The following is a 25793-nucleotide window of genomic DNA, read 5'->3' on the forward strand; positions in this document are numbered from 1 at the left end:
TGAGGGGGACGCTGCAAGTACGTCCCTGTAAGCTCGGTCGCCGCATCCATGCGGCTCACGCCCCCTCAACCGGACCCTCCCCGCCTTCGACAGTTGGCCGCGATCTGTCAGAGCGGCGTGGATGGGATCGAAACCGGCTTCTGTAGAGTCGAGCCATGCTCGACTGCTTTACGTCCGGAAACGAAAACGCCCACCAAGGGTGGGCGTTCTGCTTTCAAATCAATAACCTGACCCGACTCAGGGCTTACAGCGGACCTCGGCCTGCAGCGCGCCGCGCCGCAGGCATTCACCGAACAGGCTGCCCTGCCGGCTCGGCAGGGACTGGATGTCCTGCAGCGGTTCCGCGCCCGCCGGGCACGTCCGCGCGGCCAGGGTGCGCAGGTCGCTCTCCAGCTGCGCGCGGTCGATCACATGGCAGCGATCAACCTGCAGCCGGTACTGCGCCGGACCGGTCCGGGCGCTGTGCAGCGCCGGGTCGCTCTGGCAGCCCGCCAGCAGGAGCACGCTCAGCGCCCCTGCGGCGGCGCGGGTCACGCCATGACCTTGGACTGTTCCAGCTCGACCTGCAGGGTGCTGGCCAGTTCGTCGCGGGAGACTTCGAACTGCTGCTCGCGCACCAGGTCCTTCACTGCCACGACGCCGCGGGCAAGCTCGTCCTCGCCGGCCAGGACCACGAAGCGGATGCCGGCCTTGGCCGCGTACTGGAACTGCTTGCCGATCTTCTTCGGCTCCATCTGCACTTCAGTGTTGATGCCACCGCTGCGCAGGCGGCGGGCGATGTCCAGCGACTGCGCCATGCCCTGCTCGTCCATCAGTGCCACCAGCGCCTGCACGCTGCTGGCTTCGATGCCGTCGATCAGACCGGCTTCGCGCAGCTGCCAGAACAGTCGCGACAGGCCGATGGAGATACCCACGCCCGGCAGCTTGGACTTGCTGTAGTGGCTGGCCAGGTCTTCGTAACGGCCGCCCGAGCAGATCGAACCGATCTGCGGGTGGTCAGTCAGCGTGGTCTCGTAGACGGTGCCGGTGTAGTAATCCAAGCCGCGGGCGATGGAGAAGTTCAGGCAGTAGGCGGTCTCCGGCACGCCCAGCGCCTGCACCAGCTGCAGCACTTCGCGCAGCTCGGCCACGCCGTTGCGCAGGGTTTCCGACGAGGCGCCACCGGCTTCAAGGGCGGCCAGCTGGGCCAGCGCGTCTTCATGGCCCTTCGAGCGCACGGCGACGAAGGCCAGGATCTTCTCGACCTGCTCGGCCGGGATGTCGAAACCCTCGCCCACCAGGGTTTCGCGCACGTAATCGGCGCCGCGCTTGTCCAGCTTGTCCACTTCGCGCAGCACGGCCAGCTGGCGGTCGCCTTCGGCCACGCCCAGGCTTTCGAAGAAACCGCGCATCAGCTTGCGGTTGTTCAGCTGGATGCTGAAATCACCGATGCGCAGCTCGGAGAACACGGCGTGGATGACGGCCAGCACTTCGGCGTCGTAACGCACGCTCAAGCTGTCCTTGCCGATCACGTCGATGTCGCACTGGTAGAACTCGCGGAAGCGGCCACGCTGGGCCCGCTCGCCGCGGTACACGCGCTGCATCTGGTAGCGGCGGAACGGGAAGGTCAGCTCGTGCTCGTGCTCGGCCACGTAGCGGGCCAGCGGCACGGTCAGGTCGAAACGCAGCGCCATCTCCGGCAGCGAACGGTCGCCCGATTCGGCGGCGTTGGCCAGTGCGCCGGTGGACTGCACGAAGTACACCTGGCGCTCGGTCTCGCCACCGGACTTGGTCAGCAGAACGTCGGACAGCTCGAACACGGGCGTTTCCACCGGCAGGAACCCGAAGCGCTCGTAGTTGCGGCGGATGACGTCCAGCATGCGCTGGAACGCAATCTGCTCGCGCGGCAACAGTTCAAGGGTGCCGGGCGGGGTACGGGGCTTGATCACGGGCGGAACTCCTGCAGGAACGGGAACGTGGGAGGGGGCGACATTCTACCGCCCCCCATGGCTCATGCCGCCGATCAGGGGCCATAAGGCCGCATGAAGTATCATAAAGCCCTCCCCCGCCCGTGATACGCCTCCGCACCATGTCCCGGCCTTCCGGCGCTCCGTCCGCCGCCCACGACGACGCTGCGCCGTCCTGCACTACCTTGGACTGCCTGCACTGCTCGGTCCGCCACCTGGCGGTCTGCTCGGCGCTGTCGCCCGATGAAGTTCAGGCACTGGAGCAGGTGACCGTCTCGCAGCAGGTGGGCCTTGGCAGCACCCTGGCCCGCACCGGCGAAGAACGCCAGCATGTCTATACATTGACCGCGGGTGCACTGCGTCTGGTGCGCACGCTGCCCGATGGCCGTCGCCAGATCAACGGGTTCGTGCTGCCGGGTGATTACCTCGGCCTGAGTGGCAGCGACCACCATCGCCACGATATTGAAGCCATCGCTGACAGCCGTGTCTGCCGCGTGGCCCTGCCGCAGATGAAGGCGCTGCGTGGCCGCTTCCCGCACCTGGAGCGCAAGCTGCTGCAGCGCGCCTGCCAGGAACTGGATGCCGCCCAGGACGCCGCGCTGGCGCTGGCCCGCCTGCAACCGGCGGAGAAGCTGGCTGACTTCCTGCTGCGCCTGGCCGCACGCGAGGCCAGGCTGGGCGGCGATGGCCTGCGCGTGTCGCTGCCGATGGGCCGCGGCGACATCGCCGACCATCTCGGCCTGACCATGGAAACGGTCAGCCGCACCTTCACCAAGCTGCGCCAGCAGGGCCTGATCGCCCTGCCTCATCTGAACGTGGTGGAGATCCTCGGCGAGGATGGGCTGCGCACGCTGGCGGGCGAGGGGCTGGCCTGACCGTCGCGCGGTCAGGGTGTTGCCGGCCAGCGGCCGGCACCACCCGCCTCACCGCAACAACACCTCGCGCAGCGCCGCGTAATCAACGGCCAGCGGCTCGGCATGCGCCGGCCGCTGCAGCAGCGCGTCCAGTGCCGGCGGCACCGCCACGCTTTCACCGATCAACGGCTCCACCACCGCCTCGAACTTGGCCGGGTGCGCCGTTGACACCACCGCCCAGTCGCCCTTGGCGCCGCGCGCACGCAGGTCCTGCAGCACTTTCACCGCAGTGGCGGTGTGCGGGCAGAACAGCTCGCCCCTGCTGGCGTGCGCACTGGCGATGGTCGCGCGGATGGTCACGTCATCCACCGCGAATGCACGGAAGGCGGCACGCAGTTCGCCATCGTCATCGGCATACAGCCAGCGCAGGCGCTCGAAGTTGCTTGGCGCGCCCACATCCATTGCGTTGGCCACGGTTGCCACGCTGGCCTGCGGCTGGTAGTCGCCGCCATTGAAGTAGGCCGGCAGCACCGCATTGGCATTGGTGGCCAACACGATCTGGCCAATGGGCACGCCCAGTGCACGTGCCAGCACGGCCGCCATCGCATTGCCCAGATTGCCGGTCGGCACCACCAGGTTGAGGCGGCGCCGCGTGCGCGCGTGATGGGTCAGCGCCGCATGCGCGTAATAGCTCATCTGTGGCAGCAGCCGACCCAGACTGATGCTGTTGGCCGAACTGAGCGGCACCTGCGCCTGCAGGCCAGTGTCGGCCAGCGCCTGCTTGACCATCGCCTGGCAGTCATCGAACGAGCCGGCCACGCGCAGCGCCTGGATGTTATCGCCGAAGCAGCCGAGCTGGTGTGCCTGGCGCGGCGAAACACGGCCATCGGGATACAGCACCACCACGCGCACGCCTGGCTGGCCATGGAAGGCCGCCGCCACTGCGGCACCGGTATCGCCCGAAGTGGCCACGACAATCGTCAGGTGACGGTCCTTGCCCGCCTGCAGGCGCGACAACGTACCGGCAAGGAAGCGCGCGCCGATGTCCTTGAACGCGGCGGTCGGGCCATGGAACAGCTCCAGCACATGGTCGCCGTCGCGGCCCAGCGGACGCAGCGGCACCGGGAAATCGAAAGCCTCGCGGCAGATCTCCGGCAGTGCGTCCTGCAGCGGATCACCTTCGAAAAAACGCGCCAGCAGATCGGCAGCGGTCTCGGCGAGGGTGGCACCGGCGTGCAGTTCGCGCGGCGCGGGCAGCACGTCGGGCACATACAGGCCGCCATCCGGGGCCAGGCCGGCGGCGATGGCGGCACTCAGGCCAACAGCGGGCGCATGCCCTCGGGTCGAAACGAATTGCATGAGCTCGGTATCCAGCAAGGGGGAAGGATTCAGCACAGTCGCGCTCCAGCAGCGTCCAGCGGCGAGACCCAGGCTTCGCTGTCGAAGCCTGCGGCGGCAAACGCCGCGCGCACGGGCGCCGCAGCGGCATGGGCCTGGTCGGCATCTTCAAACCAGGCAAACACACTCGGGCCGGCACCGGAAATGCCCGCACCCATCGCGTTGGCTGCCAATGCCGCATCGCGTGCAGCGTCGAAGCCGGCGATCAGTGCGGCGCGGCGCGGTTCCACCAGCACGTCGCGCAGGCCGGCACGCACCAGGGCCGCATCACTGCGATGGCAACCACTGAGCACCAGGGCAAGGTTGGCGCTCTGCGCGACGAATTCGCCCAGCGCATAGCTGCCCTGCAGTGCCGCGCGCGCGCTCCGGGTCTCCAGCACCGCGTGCGGATGCACCAGCAGGCTGTGCCAGCTGGCCGGCACCGGGATCGGCACCAGGCGTTCAGCCGTGCACAGCGCCAGTCCGCCCAGCAGCAGCGGCCCGACGTTGTCGCCGTGGCGCCCGCCGCTGGCCACTGCCTCGCCATCCAGCGCATGCGGATACAGCGCTTCGCGCGGCAGCGGTGCATCGAGCAGCGCGTTGGCGGCCACCAGCGCGGCCACGCACGAGGCGGCCGAACCGCCCATGCCCGAGCCGAACGGAATGCCCTTGTCGATCTCGACAGCGAAGCCATTCGAAAGACCCAGGCCCTCGCGCAGTGAGATCAGCGCGGCCCCGGCCGTGTTGCCCGGCGCATCCAGCGGAAGCTCGACGGCGCTGCCGCGGATGGCCTCGATGCGCACGGTCGGCTCGTCGATGCGTCGCACCGTCACGGTATCGCCGATGCCGGCAATGGCATGGCCGAGAATGTCGAAGCCCACCGCCACGTTGGCCACGGACGCGGGTGCGAATGCGCGTGCAATCACAGCCGCGCTCCTTCGCCGGCGGCCACACGCAGCAGGTCGGCGAACACGCCGGCAGCGGTGACTTCCGGCCCGGCACCCGGGCCCTGCACCACCAGCGGGTTGTCGCAGTAACGACGGGTGCGGAACTGCACCACGTTGTCGGTCAGGCGCAGGTTGGCGAAGGTGTGGTGGGCCGGCAGTTCCTGCAGGCCCACTGATGCACCCTCCGCATCGAGCCGGGCGACATAGCGCAGCACCGCACCACGCGCCCGGGCCTCTTCGAGGCGCTGCAGCAGGCTGGCATCGGATTCACCCAGGCGGGCCATGAAGCCATCCACGCTGCCATCGCGCAGCAGCGCCGGCACCAGGCTTTCCACCTGCACCTGTTCCAGGCTGAGCGCGTGGCCGGCCTCACGGGCGAGAATCACCAGCTTGCGCGCCACGTCAACGCCGGACAGGTCATCGCGCGGGTCCGGCTCGGTGTAGCCCATCGAACGCGCCTGCGCCACCAGCTCGGAGAACGGCTGGCTGCCGTCGAAGCGGTTGAACAGCCAGGCCAGCGTGCCGGAGAAGATGCCCTCCACCGCCAGCACTTCATCGCCGGTATCGACCAGGTCGCGCAGCGTGGTGATCACCGGCAGGCCGGCGCCTACCGTGGCCTCGTAACGGAAGCGCGCGCCACTGGCGGCGGCAGCGGCATGGATGCGCTGGTAGCGCGACAGCGGACCCGATCCCGCCTGTTTGTTCGGAGTGACCACATGGATGCCGGCGGCCAGCCAGCCCTCGTAGCGCTCGGCCACTTCGGCGCTGCCACTGCAGTCGATCACCACCGCGTGCGGCAGGTGTGCGGCCAGCAGGTGTTCGGTGAAGGCGTCCAGGTTGCTGGCCTGGCCATCCTCGTGCAGCGCCTGCCGCCAGTCGGCGTGCAGGACATCGGCTTCCAGGCGCATGCGCGAACGCGAGGCCAGCGCACGCAGGCGCAGGTCGACATTGGCCTTGGCCAGCAGCTGCGGGCGCGCGGCCAGCAGCTGGTCCAGCAGCGCCGCACCGACATTGCCTGGCCCGATCACGCCCACCGCAAAGGTCTGCGGCGAGAGCCAGAAACCGGCATGTGCGGCACGCAGGGCGCGCGTTGCATCGGCGCTGGCCACGGCCACGGAGATGTTGCGCTCGGACGACCCCTGCGCGATCGCCAGGATGTTCACCTGTGCACGGCCCAGCGCCTCGAACAGGCGTGCGGCCACGCCGGGCTGGCCGGCCATGCCGTCACCCACGGCGGCCAGCACGCTGACGCCCTCGCCGACCTGCACGCGCTGCACTTGGCCCACCGCCAGTTCGTGGGCAAACGCATGCAGCAGGGCCTCGCGACCACGCGCAGCCTCGCCGGCCTTCACCACGCAGCAGATGGAGTGTTCGGAAGACCCCTGCGAGATCATCACCACCGACACCTGCGCCTGGCGCAGGGCCGAGAACACGCGTTCGGCGGTGCCCGGCACGCCCATCAGTCCGGTGCCTTCCAGGTTCAGCAGAGCCAGGTCGGGGCTCAGGGTCAGGCCCTTCACTGGCCCGCGCGGCGAGCGTTCGGCACTGATGCGCGTGCCCGGGTGCACCGGATGGAAGGTGTTGCGGATGAAGATCGGCAGGCCCAGGCGGATGGCCGGCGACATCGTCTGCGGATGCACGACCTTGGCGCCGAAATAGGCCAGCTCACAGGCTTCGTCGTAGCTGAGCGCCTCCAGCTGCACGGCCTCCGGCACCAGCCGCGGATCGGCCGACAGCACGCCATCGACGTCGGTCCAGATGTGCAGCTCATCGGCGTTGAACAGCGCTGCGAAGATCGCGCCGGAGTAGTCGCTGCCGTTGCGGCCCAGCGTGGTGATGCGGTCTTCGCGATCGCGGGCGACGAAACCGGTGGCGACCACGCGCGACTGCGGGTGCTGCAGGCGCCATTTCGCCAGGCGGTCGGCGCTGGCCTCCCAGTCCACGTCCACGCCCAGTTCGCCATGGCCGACGACCAGGACATCACGTGCGTCCAGCACCGCGCACTCCTCGCCGAGTGCCTGCAGGTGCATGCCCAGCAGCTGCGCCGAGAACACTTCGCCAAGCCCCTGCACGCGGTCCAGCACCTCGCGCGGCAGCTCACCGATCACCGCCAGCGCGCCGAGCACTTCGGCCAGGTGGTCGAAGCGCACGTCGATCCACTCCACGGTCTCGCCCACCTGCTCGCCGAGCAGAGCCACGGCCGCGCCGCGATGGCGTGCACGCAGGGCATACCAGGCCTCGCGCCAGCCTGCATCGCCGCGTGCCGCCAGCTGGGCCAGTTCGATCAGCGCATCGGTGACGCCCTTCATCGCCGATACGACAGTGACCTGCAGCGGCTCGGGACGGGCCAGCAGCAGGCCGGCCACATGGCGGTAGCGTTCGGCGTTGGCCACCGAGGTGCCGCCGAACTTGTGCACGACGGTGGACGGTGCGGCCAGGCTGGCCGGTGCAGCGGGATGGGCGGGGGCGTGGAAAGACATGCAGACCTCGGTAGGAGGCCCCGTCACATGCAGGTGGTGGGTTTCCCCGTCACCTGGATGGTGCGGGGCCGTTGTTTTCGGGAGTTACACGAAGACGACGGGCCGCACCAGGGCAGTGGTGGCGGTGGTGGTAATAATGGTGGTGATGGCGACCGGCGCAGTCGACCCGCCCGCGGTAGCGGGGGCAATCAGGCTGGCGAGGGCGGCATCGAAGACCATGGCGCACAGAAAACACCGTGCGCCGGGGGCCTGTCAAGTGCTGCGATGCAAAAATCGTTTGTTTCGATCATCGCCCAACGTGCAGCCATTTGGTTGCAACTGAGACAAACAGGGCATCAGAGCGCTTGAGGCCGGCAATCAGCCGGCATGTTCGGCGATCGCACGCGGAGCGCGGTGCGCGTGGGCACACAGCAGCACGCCTGCCACCAGGAACACGATCGCCAGCGCCTCCAGCAGGGTCGGCCAGCGCCACTGCCAAGCGAAGGCGTAGAGCAGCGCGAACAGGGTTTCGAACACGATCATCTGCCCGGTCAGGGTCAACGGCAACAGGCGGCTGGCACGGTTCCAGAACGCGTTGCCGATGATCGAGGCGATGACCGCGACGCCGGCACTGATCACCCAGAACAGGCTCCAATGCGCGGGGGTGTGGCCAGCGGTCTGGCCGATGAAGGCCATTGGCACCAGCAAGAGCGACAGGCCGCCGGTGGTGACCCCGGTCAGCAGCGACCAGTCATGGCTGGACAGATCGGCACGCCGGGCCAGCCAGCGGCTGTTGCCCACCGAGTACAGCGCCCAGGAAAACAGCGCACCAAAGGCGCAGACCAGGCCGATCAGGCGCTGCCGCCACGGCGTGCCCAGATGCTCGGACATCAGCGATTCCCAGCCCACCAGGGCCACGCCCAGCACGCACAGCCCCAGCGCGGGCAACAGTTGTTTCAACGGCACCGCACCCTTTTCGCGCACGCCGACCAGGGTCACTACCACCGGGATCAGGCCGACGATGAGCGAGGCCGCCGCGCCACCGGCCCACTGCACGGCCGTGGCCAGCAGCAGGAAATACACCAGGTTGCCGGCCAGGCTGAGCCACAGCAGGCCCATCCATTCCGCACGACCCAGCTGCGGCGCCAAACGCTTCCAGCGCGGCAACAGCAGGATCACCGCGATCAGTCCGTAGACCAGATAGCGGCCGGCGGACAGTTGCAGTGCGTTGAAGGAATGCAGCACGGCAGGCGCGAGGAAGACCACGCCCCACAGCGCGCCAGCGGCAACGCCATTGGCGATGCCCAGGGCCATCGGGTTGTTGCGCATAGCAGGTTCTTCGGGGGGAGAGAACAGGCCGCGCAGTGTAGGCGGCGATGGACTCGGCGTCTTGACCGAGGCTACTGCCCTGCCCCGGCACTTCCTACGTGTAGAGCCGAGCCCATGCTCGGCTCCTTGTAACCACGACGGCAAAAATCAGCCGAGCATGGGCTCGGCTCTACAGCGCCCCCTCACCACGCCGCCAGGCGCTCGGGGTCAGGCCCGTCTCGCGGCGCAGCGCACGGGTCAGTGCGCTCTGCTCGGAGTACCCCGCTGCCAGCGCGATAGCGCTGATGGGCGCTGCACTGGTCAGCAGCGCATGCTTGGCCCAGCGCAGCCGGCCGGCGCTGAGCCAGGCCTGCGGACTGACCCCGAATTCGCGCTGGAACAAGGCATGCAGCCGGCTTTCGCTGACGCCAACATGGGCCGCCATGCGCGGCACCGGCCACGCCCGCCCGGGTTCAGCCTGCACGGCCGCACACAGGCCCTGCAGCCGCGCACCACTGCCCGCAGGGGCAAACATCCGCAGCAGGTCGGGCAGCAGCTCCGGCATGCAGCCGCCGACCCTTACCTGGGCCAGGCGCTGGCGCAGCGACAGCGGCAGGTGCAGCCAGCGCTGGCGACTGAGGTGTTCCTGGGTCAGGTCATCGAGCACGCCCGGGCCGCAATCGACGATCACGAAACCGTTCGGCCCATGTGCCACCTGGTCATGCGCCTCACCGGAGGCAACGAACGCCCCCTGCAACAGATCCAGGCGGCCGCCGCGCCCTTCCAGCTCGAACTGCAGCTCGCCCTGCAGCGGCAGCACCCACTGTGCGTAGTCGTGGCGGTCCAGGCCCGTTGCCTGGCCGTAGTGCCGCAGGTGGAAGATGGCGCCCATCGCGGCAGTGTGCGCGTGCGATGGGCTGCCTGCAATCCACGGATCGCGGCCAGACAGCCGCGCGCCCTAGCCGTCGGTACCGAGGAACGCGAACGGTTTGCTCGGCACGAACTGCGACAGCGCATCACCGGAGAAGGTGTTGCGCTGGTCCGGGCCCAGGTCGAGCTTGAGCACCTGTCCGCCGAAATCGACCTTGTTCAGATCGACCCAGAACGTGTTGGGCGTCAGTGCCGATTCGAAGAAATACAGCCGGCGCTTGTGGTCGGCCACCGTGCGCCAGCGCGTGGACGAGATGTTCGGCTCGCCGGGCGTGGTGATGCCAAACGGCACCGACACATTGCGGATGACGCTGAACACACTGGCCAACGCCTCCACAGGGTCTTCGGCCTTGGGAATGGCATTGATGTAGAACGAGGCGCGCGCGAAGCGATCGGCCGAGCGGTTGGTGCCCGGCAGCATCACCGTGCCCCCGATACTCTTCCAGTACGCATTGAGCGCCAGCTGCTGATCGAAGATCGGCGAGTTGGTCATCACCTGGTAGCGGCGGTCGTGATGGATGACCTGGCGACCGCCGATGTACTCGATGATGGCGCTGTCGCCGGTAGCGTCGGACAGCGAAAGATGCAGGGTCGCCTGGCGGTCCTCACCGGGCACCTTGTCGGTGACGATGGCGAACGGCTCGCGCTCCAGTGCAGCCACGGCCTCGGCCACGCTGCCGAAATTGTCCAGCACGTATTGCGCCCACAGCGAGATGGCCAGCCCCGGCTTGTTGCCGCGCTGCTGGGGATACTGCGATTCGACCAGCCACAGAAGGTTGGCGACCAGGCCCTTCTCGTTCATGCCGTCGGTGGTGGACACGTCGTAGCCGGTGGCCACCACACTGCCGTAGCGCGCGGTCCACTTCGCCGACTTCGGTCCGGCCTGGCCGGTACGCTCGATTCCGCGGGGCAGGACATACAGGTTGGTGGCAACGTCGACCTTCCAGTCCATCGACCGGGCGGTGATCACATCGCCGTTGTCACCCAGGTAGACCGCGCGCGTGCAGGCCCATCCCGGTGCGACCGCCGCTGCCAGCGCCATGGCCAGCGCCGCCCTGCCCTGCCACTTCGTCCGCTTCATGCTGTGCTCCCTTCCCCAGGAAGCCCGATGGGAACCCGGCAACGGTGACAGCGGGGTGAAGCCCCGCGCGCGGCGTCAACCGGCGCTGAGCATCGGGCGCACGAGGGCGCTCAGAAGATCCACCGCGGTGGGTTCGGCATCATCGCCCTCCACCGTGCGCGAGAAACCTGACCAGTCACTGCTGGCCAGCTGGCGCAGCTTCAGCGCATCGACCGGCAACGCGCGCATCGACCAGTACGGAAACTGGCGCTGGCCCAACCGCCCGCGCGCCAGTTCGACGATGTCCACGTGGCTGCCCGCCTGCAGGATGCGCTCGTACACCGAATCGATGCCATCAGGCGGCCCTTCGATGTACTGCAGGAAACGCTGCCCATCGTGCAACAACACGCCCGTCACCCCGGCCATCCGGTTGAACCGGGTGGCATCGTTCACCAACGTCTGCAGGCGTTCGGCGGAAAGGTCCGGCCGGGCCTGGCTGACGTAGGCAATGGCGCGTAGTGGCATGAATCTTCCTTGGCAACGTGAGCGGCCACGGTAGCAGCTACGGACGAGCCCGTCTCAGTTCGCCCACGCGCTCCCTGAAGAATTCAGTTAACGGCTGATGCGCGTGTCGGCACGCCGCGGCAGCACCGCTTCGAACACCACCTGCCCCTGCTCGTTGCGTGCACTCAGCCGTCCACCGTGTGCGGCTACGAACTGATCGACGATGTACAGGCCAAGGCCCAGCCCCTTGCTCTGGTGGAAGCTGGCCTTGAACGGCTCGAAAAGGCGCGGCAGCAGTGCCTCCTCGATGTGCCCGACATTGCGCACGCGCAGGGTCACCACGCGCGAATCGCTGCCATCGACGGCAACCCACACCACGTCCTTGCCCCCGTGGGTGATCGCATTGCCGACCAGGTTGGCCACCACCTGCCCCAGGCGATCCATGTCGCCGTGCAGCGTGGCATCACCGCTGGCTTCGAACGCGATGCGGTCGCTGCCATGCGCACTGCCCGCCTCTGCGATCACAGCGCGGGCCAGCGCTTCCAGATCACAGCTGGCAGCCTCCAAGCGCAGGCCGCCACTGCGGATCCGCGAGAAGTCTAGCAGCTGCTCGACCATGCGCGCCATGCGCACGGTGCTGGCTTCCAGGTGCTGCAGGGTCTGCTGCGCACTGGTGTTGCCCGGCGGCAGTTCCAGCGACAGCTTGTCGGCGCACAGCAGGATGGCCGACAGCGGCGTGCGCAGATCGTGGGTCAGCACGGCGGCCATCGTCTCGTTCAACTTCAACGCGCGCTCCAGCGCCTCGTTGCGTGCCTTCAGCAGCTGGCGCTGCTGGTAGAGCTCGATGAACACGTTGACCTTGCTCAGGATCACCTGCGGCGCCACCGGCTTGTGCAGGAAATCGACCGCACCGCTTTCGTAGCCCTTGAACGCACGCACCGGATCATCCGGCGACGCGGTCAGGAAGATGATCGGCACATCGCGGCTGCGCTGCGAGCCACGCATCAGCTCGGCCAGGGTGAAGCCATCGATCTCCGGCATGTGCACGTCCAGCAGCGCCAGCGCCACTTCATGCTCCAGCAGCAGCTCCAGCGCCTGCGCGCCCGAGCCGGCCAGCAGCAGGTTGACGCCCTCGCGGCGCAGCAGCGCCTGCATGGCTACCAGGTTCTGCGGCACGTCATCGACGATCAGCAGGTTGACCGGGGTCTGCGACTGCGCAGGGTCCGGTGGCAGCAGGTTCATGCGAACAACTCCTTCAAGCGACGGCACATCAATTCAAGAGGCAGCACGGCATCAGCGCCGGCGTGCTGCAGGGCGGAGGCCGGCATCATCGATGCCTCGGCCTCCTCGGGGCATTGCAACCAGGCACGGCCACCGGCGGCACGCACCGCGGCCACACCTTCGCTGCCATCACTGCTGGCGCCGGTCAGCAGCACCGCCAGCAGCTGCGGACCGAATACGGCCGCGGCAGATTCAAACAACGGGTCGATGGCCGGGCGCGAGAACAGCACCGGCTCGTCCACCGACAGTGCGATGGTCTGCGCGTCTTCCACCAGCAGGTGGTAATCGGGCGCCGCGAAGGTCACCGTCCCCGCCTGCAGCGGCTGCTTGTCCTCGGCCTCGCGCAACTGCAGCGCGCAGTACGGCGACAGCACTTCGGCGATACGACTGCTGCGGTCGCGCGGCACATGCAGCACCACCAGCACCGGCACCGGCAGACCCGCCGGCAGCGCGCCGAGCAGCAGCTGCAGTGCGGCCACGCCACCGGCCGAGGCGCCGATGACCAGCAGATGCGGGCGCGCAGTTCCCATCAGACGACCTTCCGGTACAGTCGATGCTCGCGCGAACAGGTTTCGAACGCGTCGTGGTGCTGGCCGAACTGCAGCGATTCCTTGCTGCCCAAGCCGAGGAAGCCACGATGCACCAGCGCCTCACGGAACAGGCCCACGGCACGGTCCTGCAGGTCGCGGTTGAAATAGATCAGCACGTTGCGGCACGAGACCAGGTGCACTTCGGAGAACACCGTGTCGGTGGCCAGGCTGTGGTCGGCAAACACTACGTTGCGGCGCAGTTGGCGGTCGAACACCGCACCGTCGTAGGCGGTGGCGTAGTAATCGGACAGCGAACCGGTACCGCCGGCAGCCAGATAGTTGCGGCTGAACTGGGCCAGGCGGTCGATGCTGTAGGCGCCGGCTTCCGCACTGGCCAGCGCGGCCGGATTGATGTCGGTCGCGTAGACGATGCTCCGCTCCAGCAGCCCTTCCTCATGCAGCAGGATAGCCAGCGACCACACCTCTTCACCGGTACTGCAGCCTGCCACCCACAGCTTCACCGACGGGTAGGTGCGCAGCACCGGCACCACCTGCTCGCGCAGCTGCTTGAAATAGGCCGGGTCACGGAACATTTCCGAGACCTGCACGGTGAAGAACTGCATCGCCTGGGCGAACAGCTCCGGTTCGTGCAGCAGCCGGTGCTGCAGGTCGACCAGGCGCTCGCAGTCATAGCGCTGCATGCCCTGGCGGATGCGCCGGCGCAGCGAGGACACCGCGTAGCTGCGGAAGTCGTAGTGGTAGCGCTGGTACAGCGCCTCCAGCAGCACCTTCAATTCCAGGTCGAACAGCGCCTGCTCGTTCATTGGCGCGAGCACCAGACCCGGCACAGCGAAACCAGCTTGTCGACGTCGATCGGCTTGGCGATGTAATCGTTGGCACCGGCCTGCAGGCAGCGCTCGCGGTCATCGGGCATGGCCTTGGCGGTCAGCGCGATGATCGGCAGGTCCTGCAGGTGGCGCTGCGCACGGATCTCGCGCATGGCGGTCAGGCCATCCTTCTCCGGCATCATGATGTCCATCAGCACCAGATCGACCTCGCGCTGGGCCAGGCGATCAACTGCTTCCTGGCCGTTGCGAGCGATCTCCAGGGTCACGCCCAGCGGCTCGAGCACGCTGGACAGCGCGAAGATGTTGCGCACGTCGTCCTCGGCCAGCAGCACGGTGCGGCCATCGAGCACGGTGTCGCGGCGGCGGGCCTCCCGCAGCAGGCGCTGCTGGTCGCTGGGCAGGCTGGCCTCGACGCTGTGCAGGAACAGGGTCACTTCATCCAGCAGGCGCTCGGGCGAGCGTGCGCCCTTGATGATGATGCTCTTGGAATAACGGCGCAGGCGCTGTTCTTCCTCGCGGCTGAGCGCACGACCGGTGTAGACGATCACCGGCGGGAAGCCGACATCATCGTTGCCGGCCATGTGCTCCAGCAGGTCGTAGCCACTGCCGTCGGGCAGCGACAGGTCCATCACCATGCAGTCGAAGGTCACCGTGCTCAGCTGCTCCACCGCAGCGGCCAGGGTACCCACCGCCACGATCTGCAGCTGGTCGCGGCCCAGCAGCAGCTCCAGGTTGCGCCGCAGATCACTGTCGTCCTCGACGATCAGCAGGCGGCGCACATCACGCTGGCTGGTCTGTTCCAGCTGCTCGATGGCTGCGGCCAACCGCTCGCGGGTGGCCGGCTTCACCGCATAGCCGATCGCGCCCAGCTCACGCGCCACCTGGCTGCGGTCCATGCCCGAGACTACATGCACGGGAATATGGCGGGTTTCCGGGTTGCGCTTGAGGCGTTCGAGCACGCTCAGCCCCGACACGTCCGGCAGGCCGATATCGAGCAGGATGCCATTCGGACGCAGATCGCTGGCAAGAGTCAACGCCTCTTCGGCGGTGGTCGCCACCACGCAGTCGAAATCAAGTTCGTGTGCCAGCGAAACCAGCGCTTCGGCGAAGCTGGCATCGTCTTCCACTGCCAGGATCAGGCGCCCGACACGCTGGCGCCGACTGCGATCATCGGCAACGCTGGCGGTGGCCACCGCAGGTGCGGCGGCCATGGCCAGCGGCGCGGCGGCCGCCAGGTTCTGCACCGAAGGCATCGGTGCCGGCGCCATCGCGGTCGGCTCGGCCGGCACGTCGCTGGCCGGTGCGCCCTGCAACGGCAGTTCCAGGATGAAGCAGCTGCCGCGACCCGGTTCGCTGTCCACCTGGATATCGCCGCCCATGCGCACGGCGAGGTCGCGCGAAATCGACAGGCCCAGGCCGGTACCACCGTAGCGGCGGCGGGTGCTGCCATCGGCCTGGCGGAACGCCTCGAAGATCACCTGCAACTGGTCACGGGCGATGCCGATGCCCGAATCGCAGACTTCGAAGCGGATGCGGCCATTGCCACCCGCACGCACGTGCAGGCTCACCTTGCCGTGCTCGGTGAACTTCACGGCATTGGCCAGCAGGTTCTTCAGGATCTGCTGCATGCGCTGGTTGTCGGCCACCAGCTGGGTCGGCGCCAGCGCATCGGCCTCGATCTGCAGGGCCAGGCCCTTCTGCCGGGCCATCGGCTCGAACGTCTCGCGCAGGCGCTGCAGCACGCTGTCGACCACCACCACTTCGTCGGCCAGTTCCACATGGCCGGCTTCGATGCGGGACAGATCGAGGATGTCGTTGATCAGCGCCAGCAGGTCGTTGTTGGACGACAGGATCGCGCGGGCGTACTTGACCTGCTCTTCGGTCAGCGTGCCGTCCTTGTTGTCGGCCAGCAGCTTGGCCAGGATCAGCGAGCTGTTCAGCGGCGTGCGCAGCTCGTGCGACATGTTGGCCAGGAATTCGGACTTGTAGCGCGAGGTCGCCGCCAGCTCGTTGCTGTTGCGTACCAGCTGGCCCTGCGCCACCAGCAGCGCCTGCTTCTGCGCTTCCAGCTCGTGGGTGCGCTCTTCCAGCTGCACGTTGCTCTGTTCCAGCTCGACCTGCTGCTGCTCCAGGTTGGCCTGCGACTGCATCAGGCTGCGACTCTGCTCTTCCAGCTCTTCGTTGGCCACGCGCAGCTCTTCCTGCTGGGCCTGCAACTCTTCGCCCTGCCGCTGCGATTCCTCAAGCAGCACGACCAGCTGCGCGCGCAGCAACGAGGCACGCAACGCCATGCCCAGCGTGTCGCCGCAGCGCTCCAGCAGCTCCGCATCCAGCGCCTGCTGCCCGGCGGCCTGCGAGCGACCCAGCTCGACCACACCCACCACGGTGCCATCGCTGCTGATCGGCGCAAGGATGCGTTCACGCACCTGCACCAGCCCGAAGCTGGACTGCAACTGCAGAGCCCGCTCATCGTCACCCGGCAGATGACGGATCTGCTGGTCACGCGCCGTCTGGCCCAGCAGGCCTTCCTGCAGTGTCACCGACGCCGGGACACCGCTGGGCACGGCAACGCCGCCCGTAAGATGCAGACGACCGCCTTCGATGCGGTACATGGCGCCCACATCGGCGCGCAGCTGCGTGGCCAGGCACGCCATCGACGCATCGGCAATCTGTTCTGGCCCCAGGTCGCCACGCAGGCATGCCGCCACGGCATTTTCCGCTTCCTGCAGCCACAGCGCACGCAGCGCCTCGCGTCGCGCATGCACCGCGCGCGACACGATGCCGGCAATCATCAGGAAAGCCACGCCACCGATGGTGCGGTTGATGAAGGAGAACGACGAGTTGGAGCTGGCCGGCGCCACGTTGTAGCCCACCGCCAACAGGATGCATGCCACCAGTGCTACGACGAAGGGAACCCGCGCACTTCGCTGGAAAATGGTGACGCCAACGGCCATGAAATAGGTCAGCCACACCGCATAGCCCAGCGGGACGACAAGTTCCAGGGCAACGGTGGCCGCCAGCAGCATGGCCGCCGTCGTCCAGATCCAGCGGTCGCGCGTTGTTGCACCAGCACGCATCAGGAAGGTTCCCGGGCAGAAAGAGGCGGTTATGCTACCCCGTGTCGCATTCAGCCGCATACGACCATTGGCACACGCGGTGCGTGCACACACTCTTCACACTGGCCTGCCTACGGTCTCAGCCCCTACAGGGGTATTACTGATTTCCAGGTGGACGCTCTTGCCTCTACGCCTTCCGTGCTGACGGACACGTCCCGACAACTGCGATTGCTGATCGACAGCGTTCGTGACCATGCCCTGTACCTGCTTGATCCGCACGGCATCGTCTGCAGCTGGAACCCGGGCGCCGAGCGGATCAAGGGCTACCGTGCCGACGAAGTCATCGGCACCCACTTCAGCCGCTTCTACCTGGCCGATGAACGCGAGGCCGGCGAGCCGCAGCGCCTGCTGCACCTGGCCGCACAGAATGGCCACGTGGCTACTGAGGGCTGGCGGGTGCGCCATGATGGCTCGTCGTTCAGGGCCAGCATCGTCATCGAAGCGGTCCGCGAGAACGGCCAACTGCTGGGCTTCGTCAAGATCACCCGCGACATCACCGAGCAATGGCAATCCCAGCGCCTGCTGCGTGATGCCCAGCGCGCCCTGCGCCAGACCCAGCAGTTCGAGACCGTAGGCCGGCTCAGCCGCGGCCTGTCGCATGAGTTCAACAACCTGCTGACCACGGTCGGCAACGCGCTGGACCTGCTGTCGATGCGCCTGGGCAGCGACGCCCGCGCGGCCGAGCTGCTGGCCATGGCACAGGCGGCCACCGACCGGGGATCGCTCCTGACCCGGCAACTGCTGGCCTTCAGCACCGGCCAGACCCTGATCCGCGAGCCGCTGGACATCAACCAGCAGATCCATGAGTGGCTGCCCGGCCTGCGCAGCACCTGCCCGCCCGGGGTCACGGTCGAGGCTGCACTCACCCCCGGCCTGCCCCTGCTCAGTACCGACCCGCTGCAGCTGCAGACCGCTCTCGTCAACCTGGTGGCCAACGCTGCCGACGCTACACTGGATGGCGGTCGCGTGCTGGTTGCCACGGCGCTTGAGCACCGGCTGGATCCAGATGCGGACACCGCGCGGCAGCGTCGATATGTGACACTAAGCGTCTGCGACGAGGGCCACGGCATGGCCCCGGACATCGCTGAACGGGCCACCGAGCCCTTCTTTACGACCAAGGACATCGGCAAAGGCAGCGGCCTGGGCCTCAGCCAGGTGTTCGGTTTCACTACCCAGAGCGGCGGCTTCGTTGATGTGTCCACCACGCCCGGTGTCGGCACCACGGTCAGCCTGCTGCTACCCGCAACCGAGGACCCTGCCCATGACTGATGACCCGCTCCGCGTATTGATGGTGGAGGACCAGTCCGATCTGCGCGAAATGATCGGCTTGGCACTGCGCGATTTCGGCATCGATGTGGCAACCACGTCCGACGGCCACGAAGCCGTCGCCCTGATGCAGGGCGGCGAGCGCTTCGACGTGGTGTTCAGCGACGTCAGCATGCCCAACGGCATGTCCGGCATCGAGCTCAGCGAGCACGTGGCGCGCGACCAGCCGCACGCGCGGATGATCCTGTCTTCAGGCTATGCGCGCTCGCAGCTGCCGCCGCTGCCCGACCAGGTTGAGTTCCTGCCGAAGCCCTATCGGCTGCGCCAGCTGGTGGAGCTGTTGAAGCAGGATTGAGGCATCCACGCATGGCGTGGATCGAAATCGCGCCTGGTACCGCCGGGCCATGCCCGGCGGCTCGACGCCTTTACCAGCGCATGAACAGCGTCACCACGAAAATGGCCAAGGCCACGCCGATGACGATCCACATCCCTTTGCTCTGGCGCCAGGAGGGTTTACGGGTGCCGGGGTTGTTCATCGCTTTCTCCATCGTGATAACAGGGATGGAACGAGCTTCGCGTTCTACATGTGCAGTGCGCGTGCAGGGTCGCCAGATGCGACCAAATGCATTCAGGAATCCGCGTCGCGGTCCACCCGCAGACGACTGACCCGCCAGCCTCCATGCGAATTGAAGCGCCCGGTATCACCGGTCAGGCCGTAGCGCAGCGCCAACCAACCGGCGCGGAGCGAGCCCACATGCCATTCCCGCACTTTCCTGTACGCATACCGAAAACGACGAGCTTGCACGGGCTCACCCCAAATGTGATTGTCATCACGATTTGCGGACAATAGCGCCAATTTCTTTCCGCTGGAAGATACCCCCCAACCGGCCCGTTCAGCGCTTGCGACGGCGCCAGGCACGGTCTGCAACATGGACGAGCCCGAGCAGGCAGGCAGCCACCAGCGCTACCTCACCAATAGCGAGCAACAGGTCCACGGCAATACTCCGGACGGCAGGGTTGCGGCCAGGCTGATGGCGTAGAAATGACGGCCAACCTGTGCTGCAGGATCACCGTAAGGGCAAACGGGCTAGCTGTTCTGCAGGGTGATACGCATTTCCGGCAATGCGGTGCGGATGAATGCGGGGAATGAGCGCGGCACTGCGGATGAGTGCGCCAAGCGCGTGGTGACCCCGGCCCGATTCGAACGGGCGACCTTCCCCTTAGGAGGGGGGCGACCGGCCCATATCTACCAACGCTTCTCAGTCAGTCTGTGCCAAACCTGTGCCTAAAATGCCCCGCCAGCGGCGGATCTGCGCGACTCCGACGTGACGAGCCCTTCGCTCCGGCGCCCATGCAATCGAGTTATCTGGCATTCACTTTGAGGCAACGAAATGTACGTTTCAGAAACCGTTCATTTTCATGACGAGAGCGAACGCGACTACTACGCGGTGTTGGGCCGGTACGTCAGCGCTTGGGGAAGGTTTGAAAACGGGCTTTATGACCTGCTGGCGATAGCTGGAGGTCCATACCGGGAAATTCTCATGAAGCTGGGCGAGCCATCCTTGCCTCCGAAATTCAAGCCTGGACCTATGGCCTTCGACTCTAAAGTCAAAAACCTGGAAAAGTGCCTAGAAGCCTGCCCTTCGCTCTGGGATCCGCAAGACCGTGTGACGGACTTACTCGAGTGGGCCAAGCGCGAAGTAGTCGCTCGCCACCATCTCATTCACGGCGTAGACCAGTTGTTCCTCAAACGGTCGCCGTACGAGACCTACATGTACAAGGGGGAGACTCGAGACCCCTGTTCCAGCAACATTGCGGACGGGATGGACTTCACGATCGACTCGCTGGCGGCAAGGTACGACGAGGTTGGACATGCCTGCATGGATCTGGCCACGCTCCATCTCGAAATCGCAGAGGCGATTGGTCAGCTACGCGGGAAACTAAACGCGCGCAGCGCGTCATAACGTAGAAGCAAACGGCGGCTTAGAAGTCTACCTGACTCTGGACACGAATCAACGACATGCATTGAATTGATTTCTGGAACCCGGCCGCCTGAGCCATTGCGGCACAAGGTGGCTATCCGGAGTTTTCTGGAGCCACGGCAGCCATTGCGAGGCATTTCACTCCAAGCGGGACAGGCGCCCACTGCCCGCCTCTGCGGCGAGGCAACCGCCGTATGCAGGCAGTTGTCACGAACTAAGGCCGTTTGGCGTCTCCACCTACAAGTGGGCCGATTCCGGTCCACACTTACAGGACAGGACAATGCAGATGAACCGAGCGAACTGGTTTGTGGTCTCTCCCGAAGGCGCCAAAGCGGTTGGACAGCTCCATCACTTTGTGACCACCGGCACATCGTTGCCCTCAAAATTGATCCACCTGGTGTTCTTGCGCGTTTCTCAACTGAATGGATGCGCGCACTGCATAGACATTCACACACGCGATCTACTCAAGGAAGGCATGCCCTTCGACACAATCACCCTTCTGCCTGTTTGGCACGAAGCCGCGTACCTCTTCTCGGACCAAGAGCGCGCCGCGTTGGCATGGGCTGAGGAAGTGACGCTTGTCAGCGAGACCCACGCATCTGACGAGGCGTACCAGGCCGTGGCCGCAGCCTTCAGCGAGAAGGACCTTGTCGATCTCACGCTCACCATCGCGGCAATGAACGCGATCAATCGGCTAGGCGTGAGCTTTAGGCTCAAGCCCCGGGCCAAGCCCGCTACCGAGTAACCACACCGGCGAGCGCTGGGCATTGGCCCAGCGCCGCGTCAGCGCCGCTTCGATCCGACTTTTGCCTCCCTCAACCGAGCCTTAGCGGGATCCGTCAGTCGGGGCTTTGCCTCCGCTGGCGGCCGGATCGGCTCCAGCGCCGCCATCACCCTGGCGGACGCGGCAGCAGCCGCCTCGTCCAGGCGCTGGGCCTGCTGCTGCTGTTCGCGGGTCGGCGGCAGTCCGGGCAGCGGTCGCGCCGGTTTGATGGGTGTGTTGTCGGTCAGGCGAACGACCGCCTCTCGCAGCGGCAAGTCCGGAAACAGCCTGGCGGCACACCAGCGCTCGGCGAAGCGCTTGCCCTGCCGGATGCTGGCAACCGGTGCGTTCTTGGTCTGCCACATCTTCAGGGCGTTCATGTGCAGGCGGTAGCTACCCTCCCGGGTCGGGGTGACGCTGGCCACCTCGCGCCCGTTCCACCACAGCGCCCAGCGCTCACCCATCTGCACCCAACCCGAAGGGATGGGGGCAGTGCGAAAGCCTTGGTAGCCGAGCGATGGAAGCATGGCGAGGAGCATACGCGCGGCCGTCGCAGATCCTGCAAACGGGACGGCGACCTGCCTGAATCGTTCGGGGAGAGTTGAGCGAGGCTCGGCCCGTTGCCCGAGCGGCGTCCTTCAGGCGCCCCATTCTTTGAGCGCATAAACTAATGAGCCCCGCAACAGCGGGGCTCTGGTCAACTAGCGGAGTGGGATGCGAATAGCACTGGCCATGCCCACTTCACAACCGCAGCAACTGCCAAGCCAAATATGGCCCACAGTACCTTTGCCTGAACGCCGTTCAGCATAGTCTGCATGTCCGCCTTGGTCGGAACATGGTTCAGCCGCTCTTTCACGGTTGCCACATCCGTCTCAACGGTGCGAAGTCGCTTGTCCAAATCCGAAAAATCACTCATGACGTTGGAAGCTCCGCTGGAAACGGCTGATTGGACGGTCTTCAGAACCGGAGCGCTGGGCGCGATGTTAACAACGACAGTTCTCACCCCGGTAGGAGATGAGGACACAATCGCTTCCGGGAACTGAACGACGAAATCGGCGCCAGGCGCCTTTTCGACCCCTGCCACGTTTAGCCTGCGGTGTCGCGCGCGATGGCGGCGTCACGAACGGCAATCGCCTGAGCGAGCATGTCGCGCATTTTGCACATCGCATCACAGAATTCCGGGAATTTCTGAACCGGAATCATCATCGTCGCCACATCTTCTCGAAACTGCTCAGACGAACTGCCAGCGGGGACCATTTTGGCCACCTGCATATCGCCTTCCTGCAGCAGCTCCTGGTCGAAGTGTTCCTCGGTCATCCGAAGAGCTTCGCGCCAGAATTGAACATGGACAAAGCCGTCAGGGCTAGGGCCTGCGAGAGTAATTCCAGACGCCATGGCACGATTGTAGGAACCGTGCTCCACATGCTTAACAGTAACCTTTGCCACACTTCCCCCTGTATCGCCCATCCTGAGCTGCGGCGATCTTACGGGATGCTAGGCATTGAGTCATTAGCAACTTTGCTACCTGCATAGTGCCGGCGCGGCGCTGCTCACGCGCCCCCGGGTTGAGCTGCCTGCGGCCCCGGATCCGGCGAAGTCAGGATGCCCGCCCTGCCCGGTTGACACCATCGGGCAACGTCGCCTTGTCGGTTCGGTCTGTCCCTACACGCCCCGGGCACGGTCGGCGGGGCTACCCTCCGGTCATGTGCGGCCGATTCGTCCAGCTCCCCGTTTTCGACTTCGGCCTGCCCGGCCTGGCGGACCTCGCCCCGGGATTGGCCGAGATCCGGCCGAGCTTCAATCTGGCGCCCACACAGCGCGCCGCGGTCATCCTCGACCGTGGCGAAGGCCGACAGGTCACCCGGATTTCCTGGGGCCTGCTGCCGTTCTGGGCCAAGGCCGAGGGCCTGCAGGGCTCCACCATCAATGCCCGCATCGAGACGGTGGCCACCAAGCCGGCATTCCGCACGGCTTTCAAGAAGCGCCGATGCGTCATCCCCATGGCCGGGTACTACGAATGGTCGGTGAGCCCAGAGGACGGGAAAAAGGATCCGTGGTTCATCCACGCCGCCGGCCCGCTGCTGGCGGCCGGCCTGTGGGAAGACACCAGCCCGCTGCTGCCCGATGGCAACCTGGGCACCTTCACGATCATCACCGGCGACAGCAGCGGCGTCTCAGCGGATATCCACGACCGCATGCCGGTCTGGTTACACGCCGGCCAGATCGATGACTGGATGGGTGCCGGCACCGACGATGCCATGGCCATGCTCCTGGCCAGCGAGCCGCCGGCCATGGAGGCGTACAGGGTCAGCCGCGCGGTCAATACGCCCCGAAACAACAGCAAGTCATTGATTCAAGCCGAGGGATAGGTCGTTCTCTTGGGATTCCGCGGACGGAGCCCCATAGGACTACCTTCACACGGGAGAATCACATGTCACTGCGGCAGTTGGAAAAAGACCTTGATACCTACACCACACGCCGGGATGAGGTTGCAGCGTTCCGGGCAGGGCTGAGCGACGCCCAGCTTGATGAACACGACAACCGCTCTGATCAAGAACTCGGCGAGGTCAACCAAGAGCTGGAAGAGAACGGTAAAGACATGGATGTCATTGACCGCAACCAGCTCGTGCAGCGCAAACTTGACCTGATCGATTTTGGTCGTGGCGGCTTGAGACGCATCGAGGCCGAGATTCTGGACATCAACACCGAAATCCTTCGCGCGAAGAACCTCCGTTAACAAATGCCGGGGGTGCAGTCGTGCCCCCGGCACTCTCAAGCTTTAGCGCTGGATATCCCAGAGGCGACCATTCACGATCCTCCCCAGAAGCGGCGCTCCGGCTGCGACCGAGGGGTGGAAGTACGCCCCATCATTGTCCAGGAACTGCGCAACGTTTGCGTGGCTCCACCCACACTCCCGCGACCATTCAATGACCGGCAGCCCATAGTGCTCGGCCACACGCCTGGTAGCTTCCGCGTACGCCCGGACCGTCAGCCCTATCGCGTTGGTCCAGCCGTTCGGCCAGTCGCCGGGGACGGTGATCCTCTCACCGTATGGCGACGTGATGCAGAAGATCCTAGCTTTCGGGAATCGCGTCAACAGCTTCCCGATGGTTGAATGAAGGGCGCCGTAGAACTCGGTTTCAGCAGTGGAAGTGAACTCGCCAAGCGGCACAGACTGCGCCCAGTCGTTGGTGCCCCCCTCGAAGAGCACAGCCACGCTGCCGGCTGGAATTGCGTCGATTCTCGCCTGGTCGCACATCGATACCACCTGCGGGCCTGCGTCCGGCTTTGCCACCTTGCTGCCGCCGACACCGCAGTTGGTGTGCACAATCCCATGCTCGGCAACCACGGCTGGTTGCCACCGACCCTGCCCGACCAAGCTGTCGCCAAAGGACGCCACGGCCTGGCCCCGCCATCTGCTGAGAGACGAGGAGCTGCCCGCCTCGAGGACGGCCAGACGCTTTGCTACATCCGGCGACACCTGCTCGAGTTTGATTACGATCGGGTTGCCTGAACGCGCAGTCACTGCTACAGAACGCGCGGCCGTAGGGATCGCTACACGTTCGTCCGTGTACTGGGTGCCGACCGCCCCAAAAATTGAGATCAAAGTTCCATCGGAGCCAAAGAATGCCAGGGGCGTGGTGGTCGTGCCCGTGACCAAGGTGGTGAAGTACACGAACCCCTCATCGCCATTGAGCGGAAGCGACGAGTAGTTGTAGGCAGAGCTCGCAACTGCAGCACCTGAACTTTTGTCGATGTAGTAGCCGGAAACATCCATAGTGCTCTGCCTCGTCAGATCAGCCAACGAAGCCGCCGATTTCTGCGCATTGCGTTCGGCGGTCGTCAGTCGCTGTGCAACACCAGCTGCGATGTAGGAGGCCTCGATCGCAATATTGTTCCTCCGGGAAGAAACGTAAATGGCCCTAGCATCAGGGGGAACCGCCTTAAGCTCGTAGTCTTTGTAAAGGGTTTCAGTCGAAGTCCCCATCACTTCAAAGCCCAGATACGCACCGGTTCCATCCTTGTAAACGGCAAGCGCCTGGACTGGCTGGCTGAGGCTGGCCGTGACCTTAATGGCAGATTCCTGCCCTGTGAGGGCAGAGTACGCATAGAAGAAGTTTGCCGAGGCCACCAGCGCGCCGGTAGTGCGATCCACGTAGAAGCCAGGGCCACCCGTCTTACTGAGCGACTGGAACAGCGAAAGCGTTTTCTCGGTGTCTGGCGTCAGTCGAATACGATCATTGATCGACTCAATGGAGTCTGCACGCATCCATTGCCAAGATCCTCCAGACGATCTGAACTGACCAGAGTTCGTGACTGTGGCGCCTGTCATCGGGTCCACATGGAATCCCGAATCTCCGATCACATCTGCGGCAAATCCATCTGGCCTACTGGTGTCAGCTGCCAACGCTGCCCAGCTGGAGTATCGCTTGAGCCCATTGTCGGCAATGAACTGATCAAACTCTGACTCGATACCGGTCCAGCTCTTTCGCACCACGCCGAGCCGATCCGTCCACGTCTTGGCAGTGCCATTGATCCCGTCATCGAGATTCTGCGCGTTGTCGTACAGATCCTTGGGATCTTTCGAACCCAGCGCATTGCGGGTGTTGAAGGTCGTCATG

At 65.8% G+C, this 25793-nt stretch carries 26 protein-coding genes; 7 read left to right on the forward strand and 19 right to left on the reverse strand.

Annotated features, from left to right (window positions below; all coding sequences use genetic code 11):
* Window positions 1-237 precede the first annotated feature (237 nt).
* Both NQ204_RS09155 and hisS read right to left on the reverse strand, forming a co-directional pair.
* Window positions 238-534: a hypothetical protein gene (locus tag NQ204_RS09155; protein ID WP_116865202.1), complete on the reverse strand. Its 297-nt coding sequence runs from the start codon at window positions 532-534 to the stop codon at window positions 238-240.
* Window positions 531-1928, reverse strand: coding sequence for a histidine--tRNA ligase (hisS, locus tag NQ204_RS09160; RefSeq protein WP_256643651.1), 1398 nt, complete (start codon window positions 1926-1928; stop codon window positions 531-533). Before hisS ends, NQ204_RS09155 begins: the two co-directional genes overlap by 4 nt.
* A 140-nt stretch (window positions 1929-2068) precedes the next feature.
* Here hisS and NQ204_RS09165 point away from each other — a divergent pair, with 140 nt between their 5' ends.
* On the forward strand, window positions 2069-2821 hold the full coding sequence (locus NQ204_RS09165) for a Crp/Fnr family transcriptional regulator (RefSeq protein WP_116865207.1): 753 nt from the start codon (window positions 2069-2071) through the stop codon (window positions 2819-2821).
* Window positions 2822-2869: 48 nt separating this feature from the next.
* Here NQ204_RS09165 and thrC read toward each other — a convergent pair whose 3' ends face one another.
* The 12 genes from thrC to NQ204_RS09225 all read right to left on the reverse strand — a co-directional run bounded on the left by thrC (window position 2870) and on the right by NQ204_RS09225 (window position 17121).
* Window positions 2870-4159 (reverse strand): threonine synthase, encoded by a 1290-nt coding sequence (thrC, locus tag NQ204_RS09170; RefSeq protein WP_256643652.1) that lies wholly within the window; start codon window positions 4157-4159, stop codon window positions 2870-2872.
* A gap of 29 nt (window positions 4160-4188) precedes the next feature.
* Entirely contained in the window at window positions 4189-5103 is a 915-nt protein-coding gene (locus tag NQ204_RS09175; protein WP_256643653.1) for a homoserine kinase, read from the reverse strand.
* Complete coding sequence (gene thrA / locus NQ204_RS09180; RefSeq protein ID WP_256643654.1) at window positions 5100-7604, reverse strand: bifunctional aspartate kinase/homoserine dehydrogenase I; 2505 nt, start codon at window positions 7602-7604, stop codon at window positions 5100-5102. Before thrA ends, NQ204_RS09175 begins: the two co-directional genes overlap by 4 nt.
* Window positions 7605-7688: 84 nt before the next feature.
* Entirely contained in the window at window positions 7689-7823 is a 135-nt protein-coding gene (locus NQ204_RS09185) for a hypothetical protein (protein WP_256643655.1), read from the reverse strand.
* Between the two features lie 138 nt (window positions 7824-7961).
* Complete coding sequence (locus NQ204_RS09190; RefSeq protein WP_256643656.1) at window positions 7962-8912, reverse strand: DMT family transporter; 951 nt, start codon at window positions 8910-8912, stop codon at window positions 7962-7964.
* Window positions 8913-9081: 169 nt separating this feature from the next.
* Window positions 9082-9783, reverse strand: coding sequence for a helix-turn-helix transcriptional regulator (locus tag NQ204_RS09195; protein ID WP_256643657.1), 702 nt, complete (start codon window positions 9781-9783; stop codon window positions 9082-9084).
* A 66-nt stretch (window positions 9784-9849) separates the two neighbouring features.
* On the reverse strand, window positions 9850-10902 hold the full coding sequence (locus tag NQ204_RS09200) for a linear amide C-N hydrolase (protein WP_256643658.1): 1053 nt from the start codon (window positions 10900-10902) through the stop codon (window positions 9850-9852).
* Window positions 10903-10977: 75 nt separating this feature from the next.
* On the reverse strand, window positions 10978-11406 hold the full coding sequence (locus tag NQ204_RS09205) for a BLUF domain-containing protein (protein WP_116863362.1): 429 nt from the start codon (window positions 11404-11406) through the stop codon (window positions 10978-10980).
* A gap of 87 nt (window positions 11407-11493) precedes the next feature.
* Window positions 11494-12627 carry a hybrid sensor histidine kinase/response regulator gene (locus tag NQ204_RS09210; protein WP_116863363.1) on the reverse strand — a complete coding sequence of 378 codons (1134 nt, stop codon included), beginning with the start codon at window positions 12625-12627 and terminating at the stop codon, window positions 11494-11496.
* Window positions 12624-13196, reverse strand: a complete 573-nt coding sequence (locus NQ204_RS09215) for a chemotaxis protein CheB (RefSeq protein WP_256643659.1) — start codon at window positions 13194-13196, stop codon at window positions 12624-12626. Before NQ204_RS09215 ends, NQ204_RS09210 begins: the two co-directional genes overlap by 4 nt.
* On the reverse strand, window positions 13196-14020 hold the full coding sequence (locus NQ204_RS09220) for a CheR family methyltransferase (protein WP_256643660.1): 825 nt from the start codon (window positions 14018-14020) through the stop codon (window positions 13196-13198). The genes NQ204_RS09215 and NQ204_RS09220 overlap by 1 nt, the downstream gene beginning before the upstream one ends.
* Window positions 14017-17121 carry a response regulator gene (locus NQ204_RS09225; RefSeq protein ID WP_116863366.1) on the reverse strand — a complete coding sequence of 1035 codons (3105 nt, stop codon included), beginning with the start codon at window positions 17119-17121 and terminating at the stop codon, window positions 14017-14019. The genes NQ204_RS09220 and NQ204_RS09225 overlap by 4 nt, the downstream gene beginning before the upstream one ends.
* Before the next feature lie 150 nt (window positions 17122-17271).
* Between NQ204_RS09225 and NQ204_RS09230 the strand changes: the two genes are divergently transcribed.
* Entirely contained in the window at window positions 17272-18429 is a 1158-nt protein-coding gene (locus tag NQ204_RS09230; RefSeq protein ID WP_488192353.1) for a two-component system sensor histidine kinase NtrB, read from the forward strand.
* Window positions 18422-18781 carry a response regulator gene (locus NQ204_RS09235; protein ID WP_116863368.1) on the forward strand — a complete coding sequence of 120 codons (360 nt, stop codon included), beginning with the start codon at window positions 18422-18424 and terminating at the stop codon, window positions 18779-18781. The genes NQ204_RS09230 and NQ204_RS09235 overlap by 8 nt, the downstream gene beginning before the upstream one ends.
* A gap of 70 nt (window positions 18782-18851) precedes the next feature.
* Here NQ204_RS09235 and NQ204_RS09240 read toward each other — a convergent pair whose 3' ends face one another.
* Window positions 18852-18962, reverse strand: a complete 111-nt coding sequence (locus NQ204_RS09240; RefSeq protein WP_256643661.1) for a DUF3827 domain-containing protein — start codon at window positions 18960-18962, stop codon at window positions 18852-18854.
* An 855-nt stretch (window positions 18963-19817) separates the two neighbouring features.
* Here NQ204_RS09240 and NQ204_RS09245 point away from each other — a divergent pair.
* On the forward strand, window positions 19818-20390 hold the full coding sequence (locus tag NQ204_RS09245) for a hypothetical protein (protein ID WP_256643662.1): 573 nt from the start codon (window positions 19818-19820) through the stop codon (window positions 20388-20390).
* 304 nt (window positions 20391-20694) lie between these two features.
* Window positions 20695-21153, forward strand: a complete 459-nt coding sequence (locus NQ204_RS09250) for a carboxymuconolactone decarboxylase family protein (RefSeq protein ID WP_256643663.1) — start codon at window positions 20695-20697, stop codon at window positions 21151-21153.
* A gap of 38 nt (window positions 21154-21191) precedes the next feature.
* Here NQ204_RS09250 and NQ204_RS09255 read toward each other — a convergent pair whose 3' ends face one another.
* The 3 genes from NQ204_RS09255 to NQ204_RS09265 form a co-directional block, all read right to left on the reverse strand.
* Window positions 21192-21710 carry a hypothetical protein gene (locus NQ204_RS09255; RefSeq protein ID WP_256643664.1) on the reverse strand — a complete coding sequence of 173 codons (519 nt, stop codon included), beginning with the start codon at window positions 21708-21710 and terminating at the stop codon, window positions 21192-21194.
* Window positions 21711-21868: 158 nt separating this feature from the next.
* Window positions 21869-22255, reverse strand: a complete 387-nt coding sequence (locus NQ204_RS09260) for a hypothetical protein (protein WP_256643665.1) — start codon at window positions 22253-22255, stop codon at window positions 21869-21871.
* A gap of 2 nt (window positions 22256-22257) precedes the next feature.
* On the reverse strand, window positions 22258-22488 hold the full coding sequence (locus NQ204_RS09265) for a hypothetical protein (RefSeq protein ID WP_256643666.1): 231 nt from the start codon (window positions 22486-22488) through the stop codon (window positions 22258-22260).
* A 386-nt stretch (window positions 22489-22874) separates the two neighbouring features.
* Between NQ204_RS09265 and NQ204_RS09270 the strand changes: the two genes are divergently transcribed.
* Window positions 22875-23540, forward strand: coding sequence for an SOS response-associated peptidase (locus NQ204_RS09270; protein ID WP_256643741.1), 666 nt, complete (start codon window positions 22875-22877; stop codon window positions 23538-23540).
* A gap of 62 nt (window positions 23541-23602) precedes the next feature.
* On the forward strand, window positions 23603-23908 hold the full coding sequence (locus NQ204_RS09275) for a hypothetical protein (protein ID WP_256643667.1): 306 nt from the start codon (window positions 23603-23605) through the stop codon (window positions 23906-23908).
* A gap of 42 nt (window positions 23909-23950) precedes the next feature.
* Here NQ204_RS09275 and NQ204_RS09280 read toward each other — a convergent pair whose 3' ends face one another.
* Entirely contained in the window at window positions 23951-25792 is a 1842-nt protein-coding gene (locus NQ204_RS09280) for an SGNH/GDSL hydrolase family protein (RefSeq protein WP_256643668.1), read from the reverse strand.
* Window position 25793: the final 1 nt, after the last annotated feature.

It is taken from the genome of Stenotrophomonas testudinis (assembly GCF_024499815.1).
GTDB lineage: Bacteria > Pseudomonadota > Gammaproteobacteria > Xanthomonadales > Xanthomonadaceae > Stenotrophomonas.

What these genes read in the sequence shown, in the direction of transcription:
- NQ204_RS09205 (WP_116863362.1), bottom strand. Translation starts at nt 11,406, where the DNA reads ATGCCACTACGCGCCATTGCCTACGTCAGCCAGGCCCGGCCGGACCTT.
- NQ204_RS09235 (WP_116863368.1), top strand. Translation starts at nt 18,422, where the DNA reads ATGACTGATGACCCGCTCCGCGTATTGATGGTGGAGGACCAGTCCGAT.
- NQ204_RS09270 (WP_256643741.1), top strand. Translation starts at nt 22,875, where the DNA reads ATGTGCGGCCGATTCGTCCAGCTCCCCGTTTTCGACTTCGGCCTGCCC.
- NQ204_RS09195 (WP_256643657.1), bottom strand. Translation starts at nt 9,783, where the DNA reads ATGGGCGCCATCTTCCACCTGCGGCACTACGGCCAGGCAACGGGCCTG.
- NQ204_RS09165 (WP_116865207.1), top strand. Translation starts at nt 2,069, where the DNA reads ATGTCCCGGCCTTCCGGCGCTCCGTCCGCCGCCCACGACGACGCTGCG.
- thrA (WP_256643654.1), bottom strand. Translation starts at nt 7,604, where the DNA reads ATGTCTTTCCACGCCCCCGCCCATCCCGCTGCACCGGCCAGCCTGGCC.
- NQ204_RS09240 (WP_256643661.1), bottom strand. Translation starts at nt 18,962, where the DNA reads ATGAACAACCCCGGCACCCGTAAACCCTCCTGGCGCCAGAGCAAAGGG.
- NQ204_RS09220 (WP_256643660.1), bottom strand. Translation starts at nt 14,020, where the DNA reads ATGAACGAGCAGGCGCTGTTCGACCTGGAATTGAAGGTGCTGCTGGAG.
- NQ204_RS09275 (WP_256643667.1), top strand. Translation starts at nt 23,603, where the DNA reads ATGTCACTGCGGCAGTTGGAAAAAGACCTTGATACCTACACCACACGC.
- NQ204_RS09245 (WP_256643662.1), top strand. Translation starts at nt 19,818, where the DNA reads ATGTACGTTTCAGAAACCGTTCATTTTCATGACGAGAGCGAACGCGAC.
- NQ204_RS09255 (WP_256643664.1), bottom strand. Translation starts at nt 21,710, where the DNA reads ATGCTCCTCGCCATGCTTCCATCGCTCGGCTACCAAGGCTTTCGCACT.
- NQ204_RS09190 (WP_256643656.1), bottom strand. Translation starts at nt 8,912, where the DNA reads ATGCGCAACAACCCGATGGCCCTGGGCATCGCCAATGGCGTTGCCGCT.
- NQ204_RS09280 (WP_256643668.1), bottom strand. Translation starts at nt 25,792, where the DNA reads ATGACGACCTTCAACACCCGCAATGCGCTGGGTTCGAAAGATCCCAAG.
- NQ204_RS09250 (WP_256643663.1), top strand. Translation starts at nt 20,695, where the DNA reads ATGAACCGAGCGAACTGGTTTGTGGTCTCTCCCGAAGGCGCCAAAGCG.
- NQ204_RS09200 (WP_256643658.1), bottom strand. Translation starts at nt 10,902, where the DNA reads ATGAAGCGGACGAAGTGGCAGGGCAGGGCGGCGCTGGCCATGGCGCTG.
- NQ204_RS09215 (WP_256643659.1), bottom strand. Translation starts at nt 13,196, where the DNA reads ATGGGAACTGCGCGCCCGCATCTGCTGGTCATCGGCGCCTCGGCCGGT.
- NQ204_RS09265 (WP_256643666.1), bottom strand. Translation starts at nt 22,488, where the DNA reads ATGACCGAGGAACACTTCGACCAGGAGCTGCTGCAGGAAGGCGATATG.
- thrC (WP_256643652.1), bottom strand. Translation starts at nt 4,159, where the DNA reads ATGCAATTCGTTTCGACCCGAGGGCATGCGCCCGCTGTTGGCCTGAGT.
- NQ204_RS09210 (WP_116863363.1), bottom strand. Translation starts at nt 12,627, where the DNA reads ATGAACCTGCTGCCACCGGACCCTGCGCAGTCGCAGACCCCGGTCAAC.
- NQ204_RS09185 (WP_256643655.1), bottom strand. Translation starts at nt 7,823, where the DNA reads ATGGTCTTCGATGCCGCCCTCGCCAGCCTGATTGCCCCCGCTACCGCG.
- NQ204_RS09225 (WP_116863366.1), bottom strand. Translation starts at nt 17,121, where the DNA reads ATGCGTGCTGGTGCAACAACGCGCGACCGCTGGATCTGGACGACGGCG.